The organism is Colwellia sp. MB02u-6, assembly GCF_014077095.1.
In the GTDB taxonomy this organism is placed as follows: Bacteria; Pseudomonadota; Gammaproteobacteria; order Enterobacterales; family Alteromonadaceae; genus Cognaticolwellia.
Window position 1 is genome coordinate 586,549 of record NZ_JACGVG010000027.1, and the last position, 14,801, is coordinate 601,349.

General features: G+C 39.4%; 10 protein-coding genes. 8 read left to right on the forward strand and 2 right to left on the reverse strand.

The features are described 5' to 3' along the window. Window positions 1-30: 30 nt before the first annotated feature. The 5 genes from prmC (at window position 31) to kdsA (ending at window position 4,612) form a co-directional block, all read left to right on the forward strand. Window positions 31-870 (forward strand): peptide chain release factor N(5)-glutamine methyltransferase, encoded by an 840-nt coding sequence (gene prmC / locus H4J46_RS04990; protein ID WP_182232525.1) that lies wholly within the window; start codon window positions 31-33, stop codon window positions 868-870. Window positions 871-906: 36 nt separating this feature from the next. Beyond that, window positions 907-1,281 carry a SirB2 family protein gene (locus H4J46_RS04995; protein WP_182232403.1) on the forward strand — a complete coding sequence of 125 codons (375 nt, stop codon included), beginning with the start codon at window positions 907-909 and terminating at the stop codon, window positions 1,279-1,281. 294 nt (window positions 1,282-1,575) lie between these two features. After that, window positions 1,576-2,376, forward strand: coding sequence for a tetratricopeptide repeat protein (locus H4J46_RS05000; protein ID WP_182232404.1), 801 nt, complete (start codon window positions 1,576-1,578; stop codon window positions 2,374-2,376). 93 nt (window positions 2,377-2,469) lie between these two features. Next, the gene (locus H4J46_RS05005) at window positions 2,470-3,732 is read left to right on the forward strand and encodes a DUF819 domain-containing protein (protein ID WP_182232405.1); all 1,263 of its coding nucleotides are present in this window, start codon (window positions 2,470-2,472) and stop codon (window positions 3,730-3,732) included. 37 nt (window positions 3,733-3,769) lie between these two features. Next, window positions 3,770-4,612 carry a 3-deoxy-8-phosphooctulonate synthase gene (kdsA, locus tag H4J46_RS05010; RefSeq protein WP_182232406.1) on the forward strand — a complete coding sequence of 281 codons (843 nt, stop codon included), beginning with the start codon at window positions 3,770-3,772 and terminating at the stop codon, window positions 4,610-4,612. A gap of 183 nt (window positions 4,613-4,795) precedes the next feature. On the opposite strand, the gene H4J46_RS05015 is transcribed toward kdsA, so the two are convergent. Next, a complete protein-coding gene (locus H4J46_RS05015; protein WP_182232407.1) occupies window positions 4,796-6,136 on the reverse strand; it encodes a dicarboxylate/amino acid:cation symporter in 1,341 nt (446 codons plus the stop codon). 462 nt (window positions 6,137-6,598) lie between these two features. On the opposite strand from H4J46_RS05015, the gene H4J46_RS05020 reads away from it, so the two are divergent. Then, on the forward strand, window positions 6,599-9,154 hold the full coding sequence (locus H4J46_RS05020) for a hypothetical protein (protein WP_182232408.1): 2,556 nt from the start codon (window positions 6,599-6,601) through the stop codon (window positions 9,152-9,154). 109 nt (window positions 9,155-9,263) lie between these two features. On the opposite strand, the gene H4J46_RS05025 is transcribed toward H4J46_RS05020, so the two are convergent. Beyond that, window positions 9,264-10,370: an arginase family protein gene (locus tag H4J46_RS05025; protein WP_182232409.1), complete on the reverse strand. Its 1,107-nt coding sequence runs from the start codon at window positions 10,368-10,370 to the stop codon at window positions 9,264-9,266. A gap of 397 nt (window positions 10,371-10,767) precedes the next feature. On the opposite strand from H4J46_RS05025, the gene topA reads away from it, so the two are divergent. Both topA and ylqF read left to right on the forward strand, forming a co-directional pair. Continuing rightward, complete coding sequence (topA, locus tag H4J46_RS05030) at window positions 10,768-13,455, forward strand: type I DNA topoisomerase (RefSeq protein WP_182232410.1); 2,688 nt, start codon at window positions 10,768-10,770, stop codon at window positions 13,453-13,455. Window positions 13,456-13,796: 341 nt separating this feature from the next. Further along, window positions 13,797-14,729 carry a ribosome biogenesis GTPase YlqF gene (gene ylqF, locus H4J46_RS05035; RefSeq protein WP_182232411.1) on the forward strand — a complete coding sequence of 311 codons (933 nt, stop codon included), beginning with the start codon at window positions 13,797-13,799 and terminating at the stop codon, window positions 14,727-14,729. Window positions 14,730-14,801: the final 72 nt, after the last annotated feature.

The window sequence follows — 14,801 nt, forward strand, 5'->3', positions numbered from 1 at the left end:
CAAAGGTTGTCGGTTGAAAACTTATCATCGATGACCTTGGCTAAATTAACCGCTTTTGGTCAACAACTTTTGTTGCCTCACTCAGATAGCAGCAAATTAGATACTGAGATACTGATTTGCTTTGTTATAGAAAAGCCAAGAAGTTTTTTATTAACTTGGCCAGAACATAAGTTATCTACCAGCCAAGCAAAGCAATTGGCTGAATTGATGTTGCGCAGAGTTCAGGGCGAACCTATCGCCTATATTGTTAAATTACGTGAGTTTTGGTCATTACCACTGCAAGTTTCACCTGCGACTTTAATTCCGCGCCCAGATACTGAAGTGCTAGTTGAATTGGTGTTAACTCATCATCAAGCAGCAGGACTAAGTTGTTTGGATTTAGGCACAGGTACAGGTGCTATTGCCCTAGCTTTAGCCTCAGAGCGACCTCAATGGCAAATAGAAGCAGTAGATTATAGCGATGAGGCCGTTGCGCTCGCCAAGGTTAACGCCGACAACTTAGCGCTAACACAAGTTAACATTTATCAAAGTGATTGGTTTAATCAGATCGCTGATGATAAGCGCTTTGACATTATCGTCAGCAATCCTCCGTATATCGATGAACATGATTATCACCTTAATGAAGGGGATGTCAGGTATGAGCCTAAAACCGCATTAGTTGCTGCGGATAATGGCTTAGCTGATATTAAAGTTATTGCTCACCATGCAGTTAACTTTTTAAAACCGGGTGGCTTTCTGTATATTGAACATGGCTTTGAACAAAGCAAAATGGTGCAAAAAATTCTAGCAGATTTAGCTTATAGCGAAATCCAAACAATTAAAGATTACAATCACAATGACCGAGTTACTTGGGCTTGTTACTCTGCATAAAGCACAACACTAAAAAAGAAACTTAACGGAGTTACCATGCTTAAAAATTTACATATGACCATTGCGATGATCAGTGTTTTACTTTTTACTTTTCGTTTTGCCTTAACCTTAGCTAATTCAAATAAATTAACCTTGAAATGGTTGAGAATTGCCCCACATATTATCGATACCTTATTACTGGGTCTTGGGGTCGCGTTATGGATTCAGTTAGCGATAAATCCAGTAGAACAACTCTGGTTTGCCGAAAAACTGGTTGCCGTGTTGGCTTATATTTTTACCGGTTACTACACCCTGAAATTGGCGCGAAATCGTGCCATGCAAATTATTGGTTTTTTGGGCGCAATAGGTTGGATAATGCTGATTGTTCGTATCGCCATAAGCAAGGAATCCGTATTTTTAGCTGGCTTATAAGCGGCTAAAATCATTACCAAATCCATTAAGTTAGTGGCTATTCAGAGCTTGTTAGCTGTTTGATGAAAAGTTTGATTTTTCATATGATTATTCAATATGTAGGGAATTACAGGCAGTTATCAAAGCACTGGAAAAATCCGAAAGGTTTATTTTTAAAGGCTTACAGTCTGCGTTATTGATTTTAAAAATTGAAGGACCATTTTCTGCAACCAATGCTCTAAGCCTTTTAAATCTCGCTAAGTGGGAAGAAACTTATTGGCATTGGTATAAGTATTAAACACTAATAGAGTATGCATGAACGATTTATTGTTATCAGAAATTAAATCTGAAGAAAATGAACTATTACAAACTTTTTTATTAATAGAAGAGTTTATTTTTGGTAAAAAAACGGCTATTCAAAGTGAACTGGATGACCTAGTGGGTTATTGCCAAAGTGAAACTGATGAAATCAAAGATCCCATTGAACGTGCTGAGATATTGATTAATGCTTTGTTTATTGATCAACTTTTTATTGATAAACAGCAGCAAAATTGGCCAGTAATGTCATATCAGGTGTCATCAGCGTTAACGCATAAACTGGTTTCACCTATCTTAAAATCGGTACTTATTGCTTATGTAGCTAATGCTTGTGATTGTCAGACTGACATTGTTTTTGTCCCAGAAAAAGCCATGTTAAGAATTATTTGTGATGACAGTTATGCCATTATTCTTGATCCTGTTACCGGTGAGTCGCTAAATTGGCACGAGCTTGATACTCGCATGAGTGAAATTTCAGGTGACCCATTTGAAATCACCCTAGACATAATGAAACAAGAAAGCCTAGTGCTTGAACATATCACCAGTCTAAAAGCGGCTTTTATACGAGAACAGGCTTACGATAACGCACTCAAATGTGTGGATATGTTATTGGCACTGAATCCAAATGATCCCTTTGAACGTCGCGACCGTGGCTTTTTATTACATCAACTTGATTGTTTTAAAGTCGCCTATGATGATTACCAATACTTTGTTGAGCAATGCCCCAAAGATCCTGCGGCGCAGCTATTAAAGCTTCAGTTAGATAAAATTTCAATTGCAGATACCATATTGCATTAACAAAACTTACCGGTTAAAAAGTCGGCTTAAGCGTCATTTATAAGAATAATAACAATAACAATACCGTAACTTGAAAAATCATAAGGATAAGTAATGCAAGATTCAGTCGTGGCTAGCATGCCATTGATCACCAACGACGCTACAGTACTTGGAATTCTAGCGCTAATTTTAGGCTTTGTTTTTTATACCTCAAGCAGCAGTAACACCGCTTGTCGCTCATTTTATAAGTATGTGCCTGCACTGTTAATGTGCTATTTGTTACCATCGCTTTTAAATACTTTTGGTATTGTTAGTGCTGAAGTCAGTCAAGTTGATGAAGTGGCAAAATATTATTTATTACCCGCTTGTTTAGTCTTATTGACGCTTAGTATCGACATTAAAGCTATTGCTGGCTTGGGTAGTAAAGCCATTATTATGTTTTTAACTGGTACCGTTGGCGTAATCATAGGTGGGCCAATAGCATTATTAATTGTTTCAGCTGTATGGCCTGAGTTAATTGGGGTTTCAGGCCCAGACGCGGTATGGCGAGGCATGGCAGCGCTGGCGGGAAGTTGGATTGGCGGCGGCGCTAATATGCTTGCCATGAAAGAAATTTACGGTGCTGATGGCAAAATATTCACCATTATGGTGACGGTAGATATTGTTGTTGCCAATATTTGGATGGCCATTTTACTTTATATGGCGGCAAACCATAAGCGCATTGATGCAAAAAATGGTGCAGATACTTCAAGCATTGATCGATTGATTGAAAAAGTTGAAGCTGAAACCAAAGAAAATTCAAAACAACCTGAACTAAAAGATTACATGCTCATTTTAGCTGTTGGCTTTGGTGCTGCCGGTTTAGCACATTTAGCGGCTGATTACTTAGTGCCCTTTTTTCAAAACAGCTATCCTGAGTTAAAGAAATTTAGCTTGCACAGTAAATTATTTTGGATCATCGTATTAGTCACTACTATCGGTTTAGCACTTTCCTTTACTAAAGTGAGAAAACTAGAGGCGGTAGGAGCTTCAAAGGTTGGTAGTAGTTTTCTTTATATTTTAGTCGCCACTATTGGTTTGCATATGGATATTACGCAAATTGTTGAAGCGCCTAAATATATGGTGATTGGTTTAATTTGGATGGCCGTGCACGTAGGCTTATTATTTGCGGTACGTAAGTATATTAAAGCGCCAGTATTTTATTTAGCGGTTGGTAGTAAAGCTAATATTGGTGGCGCAGCATCGGCACCCGTTATTGCCTCGGCATTTCATCCGTCATTAGCACCTGTTGGGGTTTTGTTAGCTGTTTTTGGTTACGCATTAGGCACTTACATGGCATGGTTATGTGGCCAGTTGTTAAGAATTATTGGCAGCTAGAATCGCCGCAAATCTATAGATAAATATTGGAAATATTATGACAAAGCAATTAATTTCACTGGGCGATATTGATATCGCCAACGATAAACCTTTCGTATTATTTGGTGGTATGAATGTGCTGGAGTCGAGAGACTTAGCCATGACCATTGCCGAGCATTATGTTGAAGTAACCCAAAAACTCAACATTCCTTTTGTATTTAAGGCCTCATTTGATAAAGCTAACCGTTCGTCGGTTAGCGCATATCGTGGCCCGGGTTTGGACGAAGGCTTAAAGATTTTTCAAGAAATCAAGTCGACATTTAATGTCCCGATTATTACTGATGTACATGAACCTTATCAAGCTGAACCTGTTGCTGAAGTGGCTGATATTATTCAGTTACCTGCTTTTCTTGCTCGTCAAACTGATTTGGTGGTTGCTATGGCAAAAACCGGTGCGATTATTAATGTGAAAAAGCCACAATTTTTGGCTGCCCATGAAATGCGCCATATCATCAATAAGTTTGCCGAAGCCGGTAACGAAGACATTATTCTTTGCGAGCGTGGTAGTTGCTTTGGTTACAATAACTTAATTGTTGATATGTTAGCCATGGATGAGATGAAAAACTATGCGCCCGTTATGTTTGACGCCACGCATGCCTTGCAACGCCCAGGTGGCAGAGAAGATTCAGCTGATGGCCGACGTGCACAAGCGGCGCAATTAGCCCGTAGTGGTATGGCTATTGGTATCGCAGGCTTATTTATCGAGTCACACCCTGATCCATTAAACGCTAAGTGCGATGGCCCTTGCGCGTTACCCTTAGATAAACTTGAACCTTATTTAGCACAAATGAAAGCGTTAGACGAGTTAGTTAAAGGCTTTGAACCGCTCATTACAGGGTAGTTACTTCAAGTTAGCTTGTACGGTGGGTCATACTAGGTTAATTAGGTATTGTTGAGCTTACTAAGTTAGTAGCAATTGCTAGTGGCTACTTTTAGTCACAAAAACACATCGTTTACTAAAATACTGACTACAAATAAAAAGGGCGCTATTAAGCGCCCTTTTTCTATATGAGTAGTGCCATGATTAACGGTTATTCAAGTGATGGAAGTCAATGTCTTCAATATTTTTACCCGCTTGAGGGTCATTAAATACCGCTTCATCAAATTGATCTTCAGACTTACCGACAATAACCGTTACCATACTATCACCCGTCACGTTAACCGCGGTACGTGTCATATCTAGTAAGCGGTCTACACCAATAATTAGCGCAATGCCTTCAACAGGTAAACCGACCTGCTCTAGCACCATAGCTAACATGATTAAGCCAACACCGGGAACACCCGCCGTGCCAATTGATGCTAATGTCGCTGTTAATATCACCATTAAGTAATCAGTAAGTGTTAAGTCTTGGCTAAATACTTGTGCAATAAATACCGTAGCAACACCTTGCATAATTGCCGTGCCGTCCATATTAATGGTGGCACCTAATGGCACAGTAAATGAAGCAATGGAGTTCTTAACACCCATTTTCTTTGTTGTGGTCTCTAAGGTAATAGGTAAAGTCGCATTACTGCTTGAGGTTGAAAATGCAAAAATAGCGGTATCACGCATTTTCTTTAAAAAGACTAATGGGTTTAATCCAGTAAATAACTTAAGTAAAACAGGATAAGTGACAAAGGCATGCAGTAATAATGCAAAAAGCACAACAAAGAAATACTCTAACAAATTGCCAAAGGTACTTAACGACACGTCAGTAAATAAGCCGGCTAATAAACAAAATACACCATAGGGCGCAATGTTCATCAAGATAGTAACAAGGCGCATAACCACAACACTCATATCTTCAAAAAGTGCAGCAACACGCTCGCCCGGTTTGCCAGAAAGTGCAATGGCGATACCAAATAATAAAGCAAAAATAATAACTTGCAGCATGTTGCCCTGAGCAAATGAGGCAAATGGATTACTTGGGAACATTTGAATAAGGGTTTGAGCAAGTGAAGGGGCTTCTCGACTGGTAAAGGTTGTACCCGCCGTCATATTTACGCCTTCACCAGGGCTAACAAGTAAAGCTAAACCCATAGCAAAGCTAATAGCAATAGCCGTTGTGAGTAAGTACAAACTTATAGATTTACCACCGATACGACCTAGCTTAGTGGTATCTTTTAGTGAGCAGGTACCGCAAATTAACGACACGAACACTAAAGGTACGACCAACATCTGTAAACTAGAAATAAATACTTGGCCAATAACTTCAAAAACACCATCAACTAAAAAGCCACGGACTGAAAAATCAAAGAGGTATAGAGGAATAACAAAATCAGAGCCATCAGGCATCAACCATTGTAAAATTGTGCCAGTGAGGATACCCGCAATCATACCGGTAACAATTCGAGCAGTTAAACTTGCTTGCTTTTTTTCAGCCATATTTTTCTTATTTTATTGAGCGATGCCTTATTATGTTGTTGCAACGAGCAGAAATCAAATAATTAAAGCATAGGGCTGTTGATTTTAGGAAATTATTTTTATTACTGGTTTTTTTGCTTTTTAATTAAGCTAAGTAGGTAAAAAGTAATGATTGGCGTTAATATGCAATGCTATGAGATTAACCACAAAAAAAGCTTTTTATGCTGCATATGTTAAGTTGTTTAAATTTTCTTATTGTATTCACTTTTCTTGCAAAATAACCTAGCTGCCAAACTATTGGTGACTTGTCTCAATGAAAAATAGCATTCTGTCTAATTTAATTGGCGTAAATTTAATAAATAATCTCCTTAAAACCACACGTTCTAGATAAATTATATTTTTTATGTAAATCACTGACTTTTTTGTAATAATTAAGTTACTATTAAGTTAATTTATGGTGAGAATTATAGGGATATTCTTTTTATGGCGCTATTTCAACGCTTTACTTTAGTTTTACTGTTTGCAACTTTAGTCGGTTGTGGCGGCAGTGGCGGTGGATTTGACGAAACCTCAGATGGCAGCGATGGTAGTACACCAGACGCTATAACTATTACTTTAGCTATTTCTGATACCACGGTTACTGGTGCAGAGCCAGTCACTGTTACTGCAACAGTTATGCAAGGTACAACAGCAGTTGTAAGTAGAGCCGTTACGTTTAATACAGAATTAGGCGTATTTTCTCCCGTCTCGGGTACTGCATTAACGAACGATAACGGTGTCGCAATAATCACACTCACCGCGGGCAGTATTCGTGGCGCAGCTGAAATATCGGCGACTATCTCATCAGGTGAAAGCTCGATAAGCCCTTTAGGGTTTAGCACCCAAGGTGATGATATTGGTGTTGTTGGTGATATAAATATCAGTGTCACCTTAGTTGATACTGACGGTAACCCTACTAATACAGTAACATCTTCAAAACCGGGTAAAGCGATCGCTACAATTACGGGTACCAGTACTCCGGTAATTGTTAGTTTTGTCTCTACAGTCGGTGAAATTCCTATTGGCTCGGCACTTACTAATAGCAGTAATCAAGCATCTGTGGATATATTTTCTGGTGAAAATTTAGGTGCTGGCTCTATTACTGCTTCAATTATCAGCGGCGAGACCGGACAAGTGTTATTTGTTGTCGGTTCTTCAACTGTTATTATGGGTAGTGGTACGCCATTTATTGAAAACCAAGCAGAAGTTAGTCTAGCGCAAATTTCTGCTGGTGGTACGAGTGTGGTCTCAGTATCGATTATCGATGATCAAGGTAACTTGTTTACTGAACCTGTTGAGGTTAATTTTTCTTCAAGTTGCGCTGTTCAGTCTACAGCTACGCTGAGTAGCCCAATCACTACTTCAAACGGTGTAGCTACGAGTACTTATTTAGCGCAAGGCTGTGTTGGTAACGACCCTATTAATGTCACAGCAAATGCTGGAGGTATTAATTTATCAGCCAATGCAACAATAATTGTTCTAGCCGCGGATATTGGCAGTATTGAGTTCGTTTCAGCTACTCCAGAAAATATAGGTATTATTGGCGCGGGTATTGTTGGTGGTTCAGAAAGTTCAACGTTAGTGTTTAAAGTAAAAGACACTGATGGCAATCCTTATAATAACCGCGAAGTTAACTTTGCGTTAAATACTAATCGTGGTGGTATTAATTTAAGCCAAAATAATGCGACATCTAACGCGCAAGGTATTGTCCAAACGGTAGTGAATTCAGGTACTGTTGGGGTGACTGTTCGTGTAACTGCTTCTACTGAAGCGCTAGATGGTTCAATTGTATTTACGCAGTCGAGCCAGTTAGTGGTATCAACTGGTATACCTGATCAAGATAGTTTCAGTTTATCAAGAGGTGTTGCCAACCCTGAAGCGTGGAGTGTTGATAATGTTGAAGTACCTGTGACCGTATTGATGGCCGATGCTTTTAACAACCCAGTACCTGATGATACCGCGATATATTTTACTACTGAAGGTGGTGCTATTGAACCATCATGTTTAACGCTTAACGGTAGATGTAGTGTTAGTTGGCGTAGCCAAAACCCGAGACCTGCCGGAAAAGCGTTAACTAACAGTTTTTGTTCAGTTGCCGATGATGCGGACCGTACTATTTTTTGTGCAAGAACGCCGCTAGAAAACGGCAAAAACTATTTAGGCCAAGAATATGGAGGACGTGCAACGATTTTAGCAACAGCCATAGGAGAGGAGTCTTTTCCTGATAAAAATGGTAATGGTCGTTTTGATGAAAGCGAATACACTTTGTTCCAAGGTAAGGATGTTGGTGACAGGCTTTATGACTTAAAAGAAGCTTTTGTCGATCATAATGAAGATGGTGTATACAACCCTGCAGAGTCTATCGGTGAAACAGGCGGTGAATTAGAAGAGTTCACTGACTTTAATTCCAACGGTACTTTTGATATTGAAGATGGTGTATATAATGGTATTTTGTGTGGTTTAAATGATATAACAAACCCCGGTACAGAAGCTGCAAATCAATATTGTGCAGATCCTGATGATGAGCCAGACCCAACTAAAAAGTCTGAAAAAGTATCAACTAATGTTCGGGGTTCAACTATTATCGTAATGTCAGGAAGTTCGCCCTATATGACAGTGACAGCAACAAATGATACGGTTACTGAAGATATTCCAGACCCGGATAATGCTGGCGAGACTATTCCAAACCCTAAGTTTGATGCAACTGATACAACACTTTATATCGCGGGTGAAAGTACAGGAACAGTCAGTATTGTAATCGCGGACTTACATAATCAACCTATGCCTGCCGGTACGACAGTTACGTTCGATGCCACAGTAGGCTCTGCTGTAAGTACGAGTAGTTACACTTGGCTTGGAGATGCTAGCAATGGTGGTAGCCAATATAGTGTTGCTGTCAAAGGCGAAGCTGAACCAACGAGTGGGCCGTTAGAAATAAATGTCACAACTCCTGGTGGTGTTACAACGGTGTTTAGCGGTATTAATATTGTTATTCAATAGAGATTAATCATCACCACTTATTAAAATTTAAAAACCGCTTAAACAGCGGTTTTTACTTTCCTGATAAATCATATCAAGTAGATAATTTATATCTAATCCAACGGCAAAGCTATTTATTCATCTCTTCAATCAAGAAAGCTGAAATCTCAGCACCTGCAGCCAGGGTTTTATCACGGCTGACGGCACCTAAACCTGTGCTGTCGGTGAAGGGGGCAATTTCCATCATGTCAGCACCGGTAATTGGATACTGGGCAGCGATAGCGCGCAATATTTGCATTGACTCGTTGGGTGACAAACCATCTGGCTCTGGTGTGCCTGTTGCTGCTGCATAGGTTTCATCGAGTGCGTCAATGTCATAGCTCACATAAATTTCATCGATATTATCATCTTTCAATTGTTGCATTATTTTTGCAATAATCGCTTCGACGCCTTGCTCTTTAAGTTCATGTGCCCAATGTTGCTTAACGCCAAAAGTGCTTTCCCAATGTGCTTTAGGCTTGCCACTTGAGCGAATGCCGATTTGAATTAAATCACGACGTTCAGTTAAGTCGTCTAAGATGTGTGTGCACCACGAGCCAAAGCATAAGTCGATACCTAAACGTTCAACCAATAAATCGGTATGGGCGTCAAAGTGAATAATAGCCGCACGCACGCCTTGTTTTTTCTTCGCTTGTAAATAGGCTTTTGCTAATGGGTAACTAACAGAATGATCACCGCCAATACCAAATATGCCTTTGTTAGGAAATTCGGCATAAAAGTCATGTAATACATCTTCTGTGATTGATAACGGGCTAACAGGAAACTCGCTATTCTGATCTTGATAAAGCGCTTTTCGACAATTGGCAATGGTTGCCTCATTAAGATATTTATCATGTAACAAATGCGGAATAACGCGCACGTCGCCTAAATCAAAGGCATTTAAATCAGGGTATTGTTCTAACAATGTTGAGCGCACAAACAAGGGCCCCCAGTTAGCACCACGTAAAATTCCGCCACCACAGTCTGAAGCAATGCCAAGAATAACCGCATTAGTCGACTGTGGCAGTTTTTCAATACTTTGTTGCCATAGTGACTCTATATCGTTTGATTGGCCAAATAAGGCTTTATGTAAACGCTCTTTACGCTCTTTGGCTGTGTTAACGGTAAAAACGCCGTTTCCTGGTGGACATAAGCACTGGTTGATTTTATTTTTAAATGTTGACCATGAAGTTGTCATGTATATTCTCTTCCTATTAAAAGGTATTGAAATTCATTTAAATGAACGCAAACTACCTGGAGTGATTGTAAAAATTGTTAATTCTGGCCATAAAGTGCAGTTATTTCGGTTTCAGCCCTTAAATTTTGCTAAAAAGTCGATTATGATGGCGCCGAAAAGTTCGCGTCATTATAGCTAAAAGTTGTAAAAAGGCATATATATAAAAATTTTTGCTTGTCAGCTTGCTAATTTACAGATATATCTAATAGTAATTTCAGTCTCAAATTTAATTTTACGTTTCAGTTTTATTTATGAAGGCAATTTTTTCTTAATGTTTTGCTCGCGCAATATTAAGTCATTCAATGCAAAGAACTGTGGCGCAACTGACATCGTCAGCTTAGTAGGAATATAAAATAATATGGCAAAATCTCTGGTAATTGTGGAATCGCCAGCCAAAGCGAAAACAATTAACAAGTACCTTGGTAAAGATTTTATTGTTAAATCTAGTGTGGGTCACGTGCGTGATCTACCTCATAGTAGCACCGGTAAAAAAGTGGCGGCAAAATCTCCTGCTGAAGTAAGAAAAATGGCGCCTGCGGCAAAAGCTAAATATAAAGCTAAACGGGATAAACTCGCATTAGTTAATCGTATGGGCATTGATCCTGATAACGATTGGGCAGCAAATTATCAAATACTGGAAGGCAAAGAAAAAGTTGTTGCTGAATTAATCAAGCTTGCCAGCACCGCTGATACCATCTATCTCGCAACCGATTTGGATCGCGAGGGAGAAGCGATTGCTTGGCATTTAAAAGAAATTATTGGTGGCGACGATGATAAATATAAACGCGTAGTTTTCAATGAAATAACGGAAAATGCTATTCAACAAGCATTTTCTACGCCTGGCGAATTAAGTATGCCAGGGGTTAATGCTCAACAAGCAAGGCGCTTCCTCGATCGAGTGGTTGGTTTTATGGTTAGCCCTCTCTTGTGGAAAAAAGTTGCTCGTGGCCTATCTGCTGGCCGTGTTCAGTCTGTTGCGGTAAAATTAGTGGTTGAAAAAGAACGTGAAATTAAAGCCTTTGATCCGAAAGAATTCTGGGAAATTAGCGCTGATACGAAAACCGCATCGGGGTTAGATTTCCCCTTAGACGTTACCCATGAAAATGGTAAAGCATTTAAACCCACTAACGAAACAGATACCAATAAAGCGTTAACAATATTAAAAAGCTCTGCATTTACGGTTAATAAAAGAGATGATAAACCATCTAAAAGTACGCCGTCAGCTCCTTTTATTACCTCAACTTTACAACAAGCGGCAAGTACTAAATTAGGTTTTGGTGTTAAACGTACTATGGGCTTAGCTCAACGTTTATACGAAGCAGGTCATATAACCTATATGCGTACCGACTCAACCAACTTAAGTAAAGACGCGGTTGAAATGTGTCGTGGTTATATTAGCGACAACTTTGGTGAGAACTACTTACCAGAAAAAGCAAAAGTGTATAGCAGTAAATCCGGAGCCCAAGAGGCTCATGAAGCGATTCGTCCGTCAAATGTAAAAATTGAATCTGCTTTTATGGAAGGTATTGAAGCCGATGCTAAAAAACTGTATGACCTTATTTGGCGTCAGTTTGTTGCTTGTCAAATGACAGCCGCACGCTACACCGTAAGTACTATTACTGTTGGTGCTTCTGGTTTTGATTTAAAAGCGAAAGGGCGTGTTATGCAATTTGATGGTTGGACCCGTGTTCATCCGCAATTATCAAAAGGTGATGATAAACATTTACCAGACTTATCTGTTGGTGAAATATTATTACTTGAGCAACTCAATCCTACACAGCACTTTACTAAGCCGCCAGCACGTTTTGGTGAAGCATCATTAGTTAAAGAGCTAGAAAAACGTTCAATTGGTCGTCCTTCTACCTACGCGTCAATTATTTCAACCATTCAAGATCGTGGTTATGTGCGTTTAGAATCAAAACGTTTTTATGCTGAAAAAATGGGAGAAATTGTTACAGATAGCTTGTCTGAAAGTTTTAAAAACTTAATGAGCTATGACTTTACCGCCAACATGGAGCAAGAGCTTGATGAAGTGGCTGAAGGTAAAGCGAATTGGAAAGACGTGCTTAATGGTTTTTATAAAAACTTTACTAAGCAACTAGGTCAAGCTGATATGCCCACTGAAGAAGGTGGTATGCGCAATAATGAACCGGTATTAACTGACATTGACTGCCCAACATGTGGTCGTAAGATGGGCATTCGTACTGCGCAAACGGGTGTGTTCTTAGGTTGTTCTGGCTATGCTTTACCACCGAAAGAACGTTGTACTAAAACCATGAACCTTACGCCGGGTGAAGAAGCGGTTAGCGTATTGGCTGAAGATCAAGAAACTGAAGCATTACGCGCTATGCATCGTTGTAAAAAATGTGGTACGGCTATGGACAGTTACCTGATTGATGAAACACGCAAATTGCATGTTTGTGGTAATAACCCAGTTTGTGATGGTATCGACGTTGAAATTGGTGAATTCAAACTAAAAGGCTACGATGGTCCTATTCTAGAATGTGACCGTTGTGAAGCTGAAATGGAGCTTAAGTCTGGTCGTTTTGGTAAGTATTTTGATTGTACTAATAGCGAGTGTAAAAACACCCGTAAGTTATTGGCGAGTGGCGAAGCTGCGCCACCCAAAGAAGACCCAGTTCAATTACCTGAATTAGAATGTGAAAAGTCTGAAGCACACTTTGTGTTACGTGATGGCGCTGCCGGCATCTTTTTAGCGGCTAATACCTTCCCAAAATCACGGGAAACACGAGCACCTAAAGTCGTTGAACTAGCGCGTTTTCGTGATAGAATTTCCGAAAAATTCTATTACCTTGCTGATGCTCCAACGCAAGATCCAGAAGGCAACTTAGCGGTTGTTCGTTATAGTCGAAAAACTAAGTCACAATATGTTATGACTGAAGTTGAAGGCAAGGCAACGGGGTGGAATGCTAAGTATGTTGATGATAAGTGGGTTGAGGAACTCGCTAAGAAAAAAGTCGTAAAAGCTAAAGCTAAAGCAAAACCTAAAGCCAAAGCCAAGCCTAAGGCGAAAAAAACAGCTTAAATAGATAACTGCTCTACTTCAAAATGCTGAAACTGTATCTTGAAGTAGAATGTGGCAGTAATCTTACAAAAAAGCGCTCTAAGAGCGCTTTTTTTACATTCACAATAAACGATCAGTTTGAGCCTGTCACAGTTTTTTATTCCAGACAAAGCTAAGTTCTAAAATTGCCTACCGGCAATTACTTTAATGACTTGCGTCCCTATAAAAAAATAGCTTCACGGCATTTGTACATTCATGTACGTTGATGTGAAAAAATAGCAATGTCAAAAACAATGTCGAGTTTCAACAGCTTTTCATTATTATCAGTGATAAAATCTGTTTTATTTTATCAAAGATTTATTATGGCGATTAATTGGTTCCCGGGGCATATGCATAAAGCCCAAAGAGAAATTAAAGAAATTTTACCGCAAATTGATGTGGTGATTGAAGTTTGTGATGCGCGTTTACCTTTTAGTAGCGAAAACCCCATGATCACTGAAATTCGTGGTGATAAACCATTAATTAAAATTTTAAATAAATCAGACTTAGCTGACCCAAAAGTCACCGAGTTATGGCTGAACTATTTAGAGTCTCAGCATAATGTAAAAGCGATTGCATTAACCACAGAGTCGCCATCGGTTGCTAAGACTATTCCAACCTTAATTCGAAAATTAGCTGCTAATAAAGATGAAGCCGGTAAGCAAATCAATGCTGTTATCATGGGAATTCCCAATGTGGGTAAATCTACCTTGATTAACACCCTTGTGGGTAAAGCTAAGGCTAAAGTTGGTAATGAACCCGCGGTAACCAAAGGTCAACAAAGAATACGGTTAGATGAAGGTTTATATTTATATGACACCCCGGGTATGCTTTGGCCAAAAATAGTCAATGAAAATAGTGGTTATCGTTTAGCGATTACCAGCGCAGTTAAAGATACCGCCTTTGACCATGAAGAAATTGCTTGTTTTGCCGCTGAATATTTATTAGCTGCTTACCCTGAACGTTTAAAAGAGCGTTATGCCATTGAAGAGCTGCCAGCACAGGAAGTTGAGTTAATTGAAGCAATTGGTAAACGTCGTGGTTGTGTTAAAAGCGGCGGACACATTGACTTTCACAAAGCGTCTGAAATATTAATTAATGAAATTCGCGATAAAACCTTAGGCGGCATATCCTTTGAAACACCAGAAATGGTGATGGCAGAGGTGGTGCATTTTGATAAGGTTGAAGCAGACAAAGTTGCTGCCAGAGAAGCCAAAAAACTGGCTAGAGGCAGAGGGCGCCGTAATAAGCGTTAGTATTAACTAAGCTTATAACTAAACTTAGTATTAAAAATCTAGTGATACGTTTAATCAGTAAGTTTAGTTATA

Coding starts and splice junctions, on each gene's coding strand:
- H4J46_RS05015 (WP_182232407.1), bottom strand. CDS start 6,136: ATGGCTGAAAAAAAGCAAGCAAGTTTAACTGCTCGAATTGTTACCGGT.
- H4J46_RS04995 (WP_182232403.1), top strand. CDS start 907: ATGCTTAAAAATTTACATATGACCATTGCGATGATCAGTGTTTTACTT.
- H4J46_RS05005 (WP_182232405.1), top strand. CDS start 2,470: ATGCAAGATTCAGTCGTGGCTAGCATGCCATTGATCACCAACGACGCT.
- H4J46_RS05000 (WP_182232404.1), top strand. CDS start 1,576: ATGAACGATTTATTGTTATCAGAAATTAAATCTGAAGAAAATGAACTA.
- topA (WP_182232410.1), top strand. CDS start 10,768: ATGGCAAAATCTCTGGTAATTGTGGAATCGCCAGCCAAAGCGAAAACA.
- H4J46_RS05025 (WP_182232409.1), bottom strand. CDS start 10,370: ATGACAACTTCATGGTCAACATTTAAAAATAAAATCAACCAGTGCTTA.
- H4J46_RS05020 (WP_182232408.1), top strand. CDS start 6,599: ATGGCGCTATTTCAACGCTTTACTTTAGTTTTACTGTTTGCAACTTTA.
- kdsA (WP_182232406.1), top strand. CDS start 3,770: ATGACAAAGCAATTAATTTCACTGGGCGATATTGATATCGCCAACGAT.
- prmC (WP_182232525.1), top strand. CDS start 31: ATGACCTTGGCTAAATTAACCGCTTTTGGTCAACAACTTTTGTTGCCT.
- ylqF (WP_182232411.1), top strand. CDS start 13,797: ATGGCGATTAATTGGTTCCCGGGGCATATGCATAAAGCCCAAAGAGAA.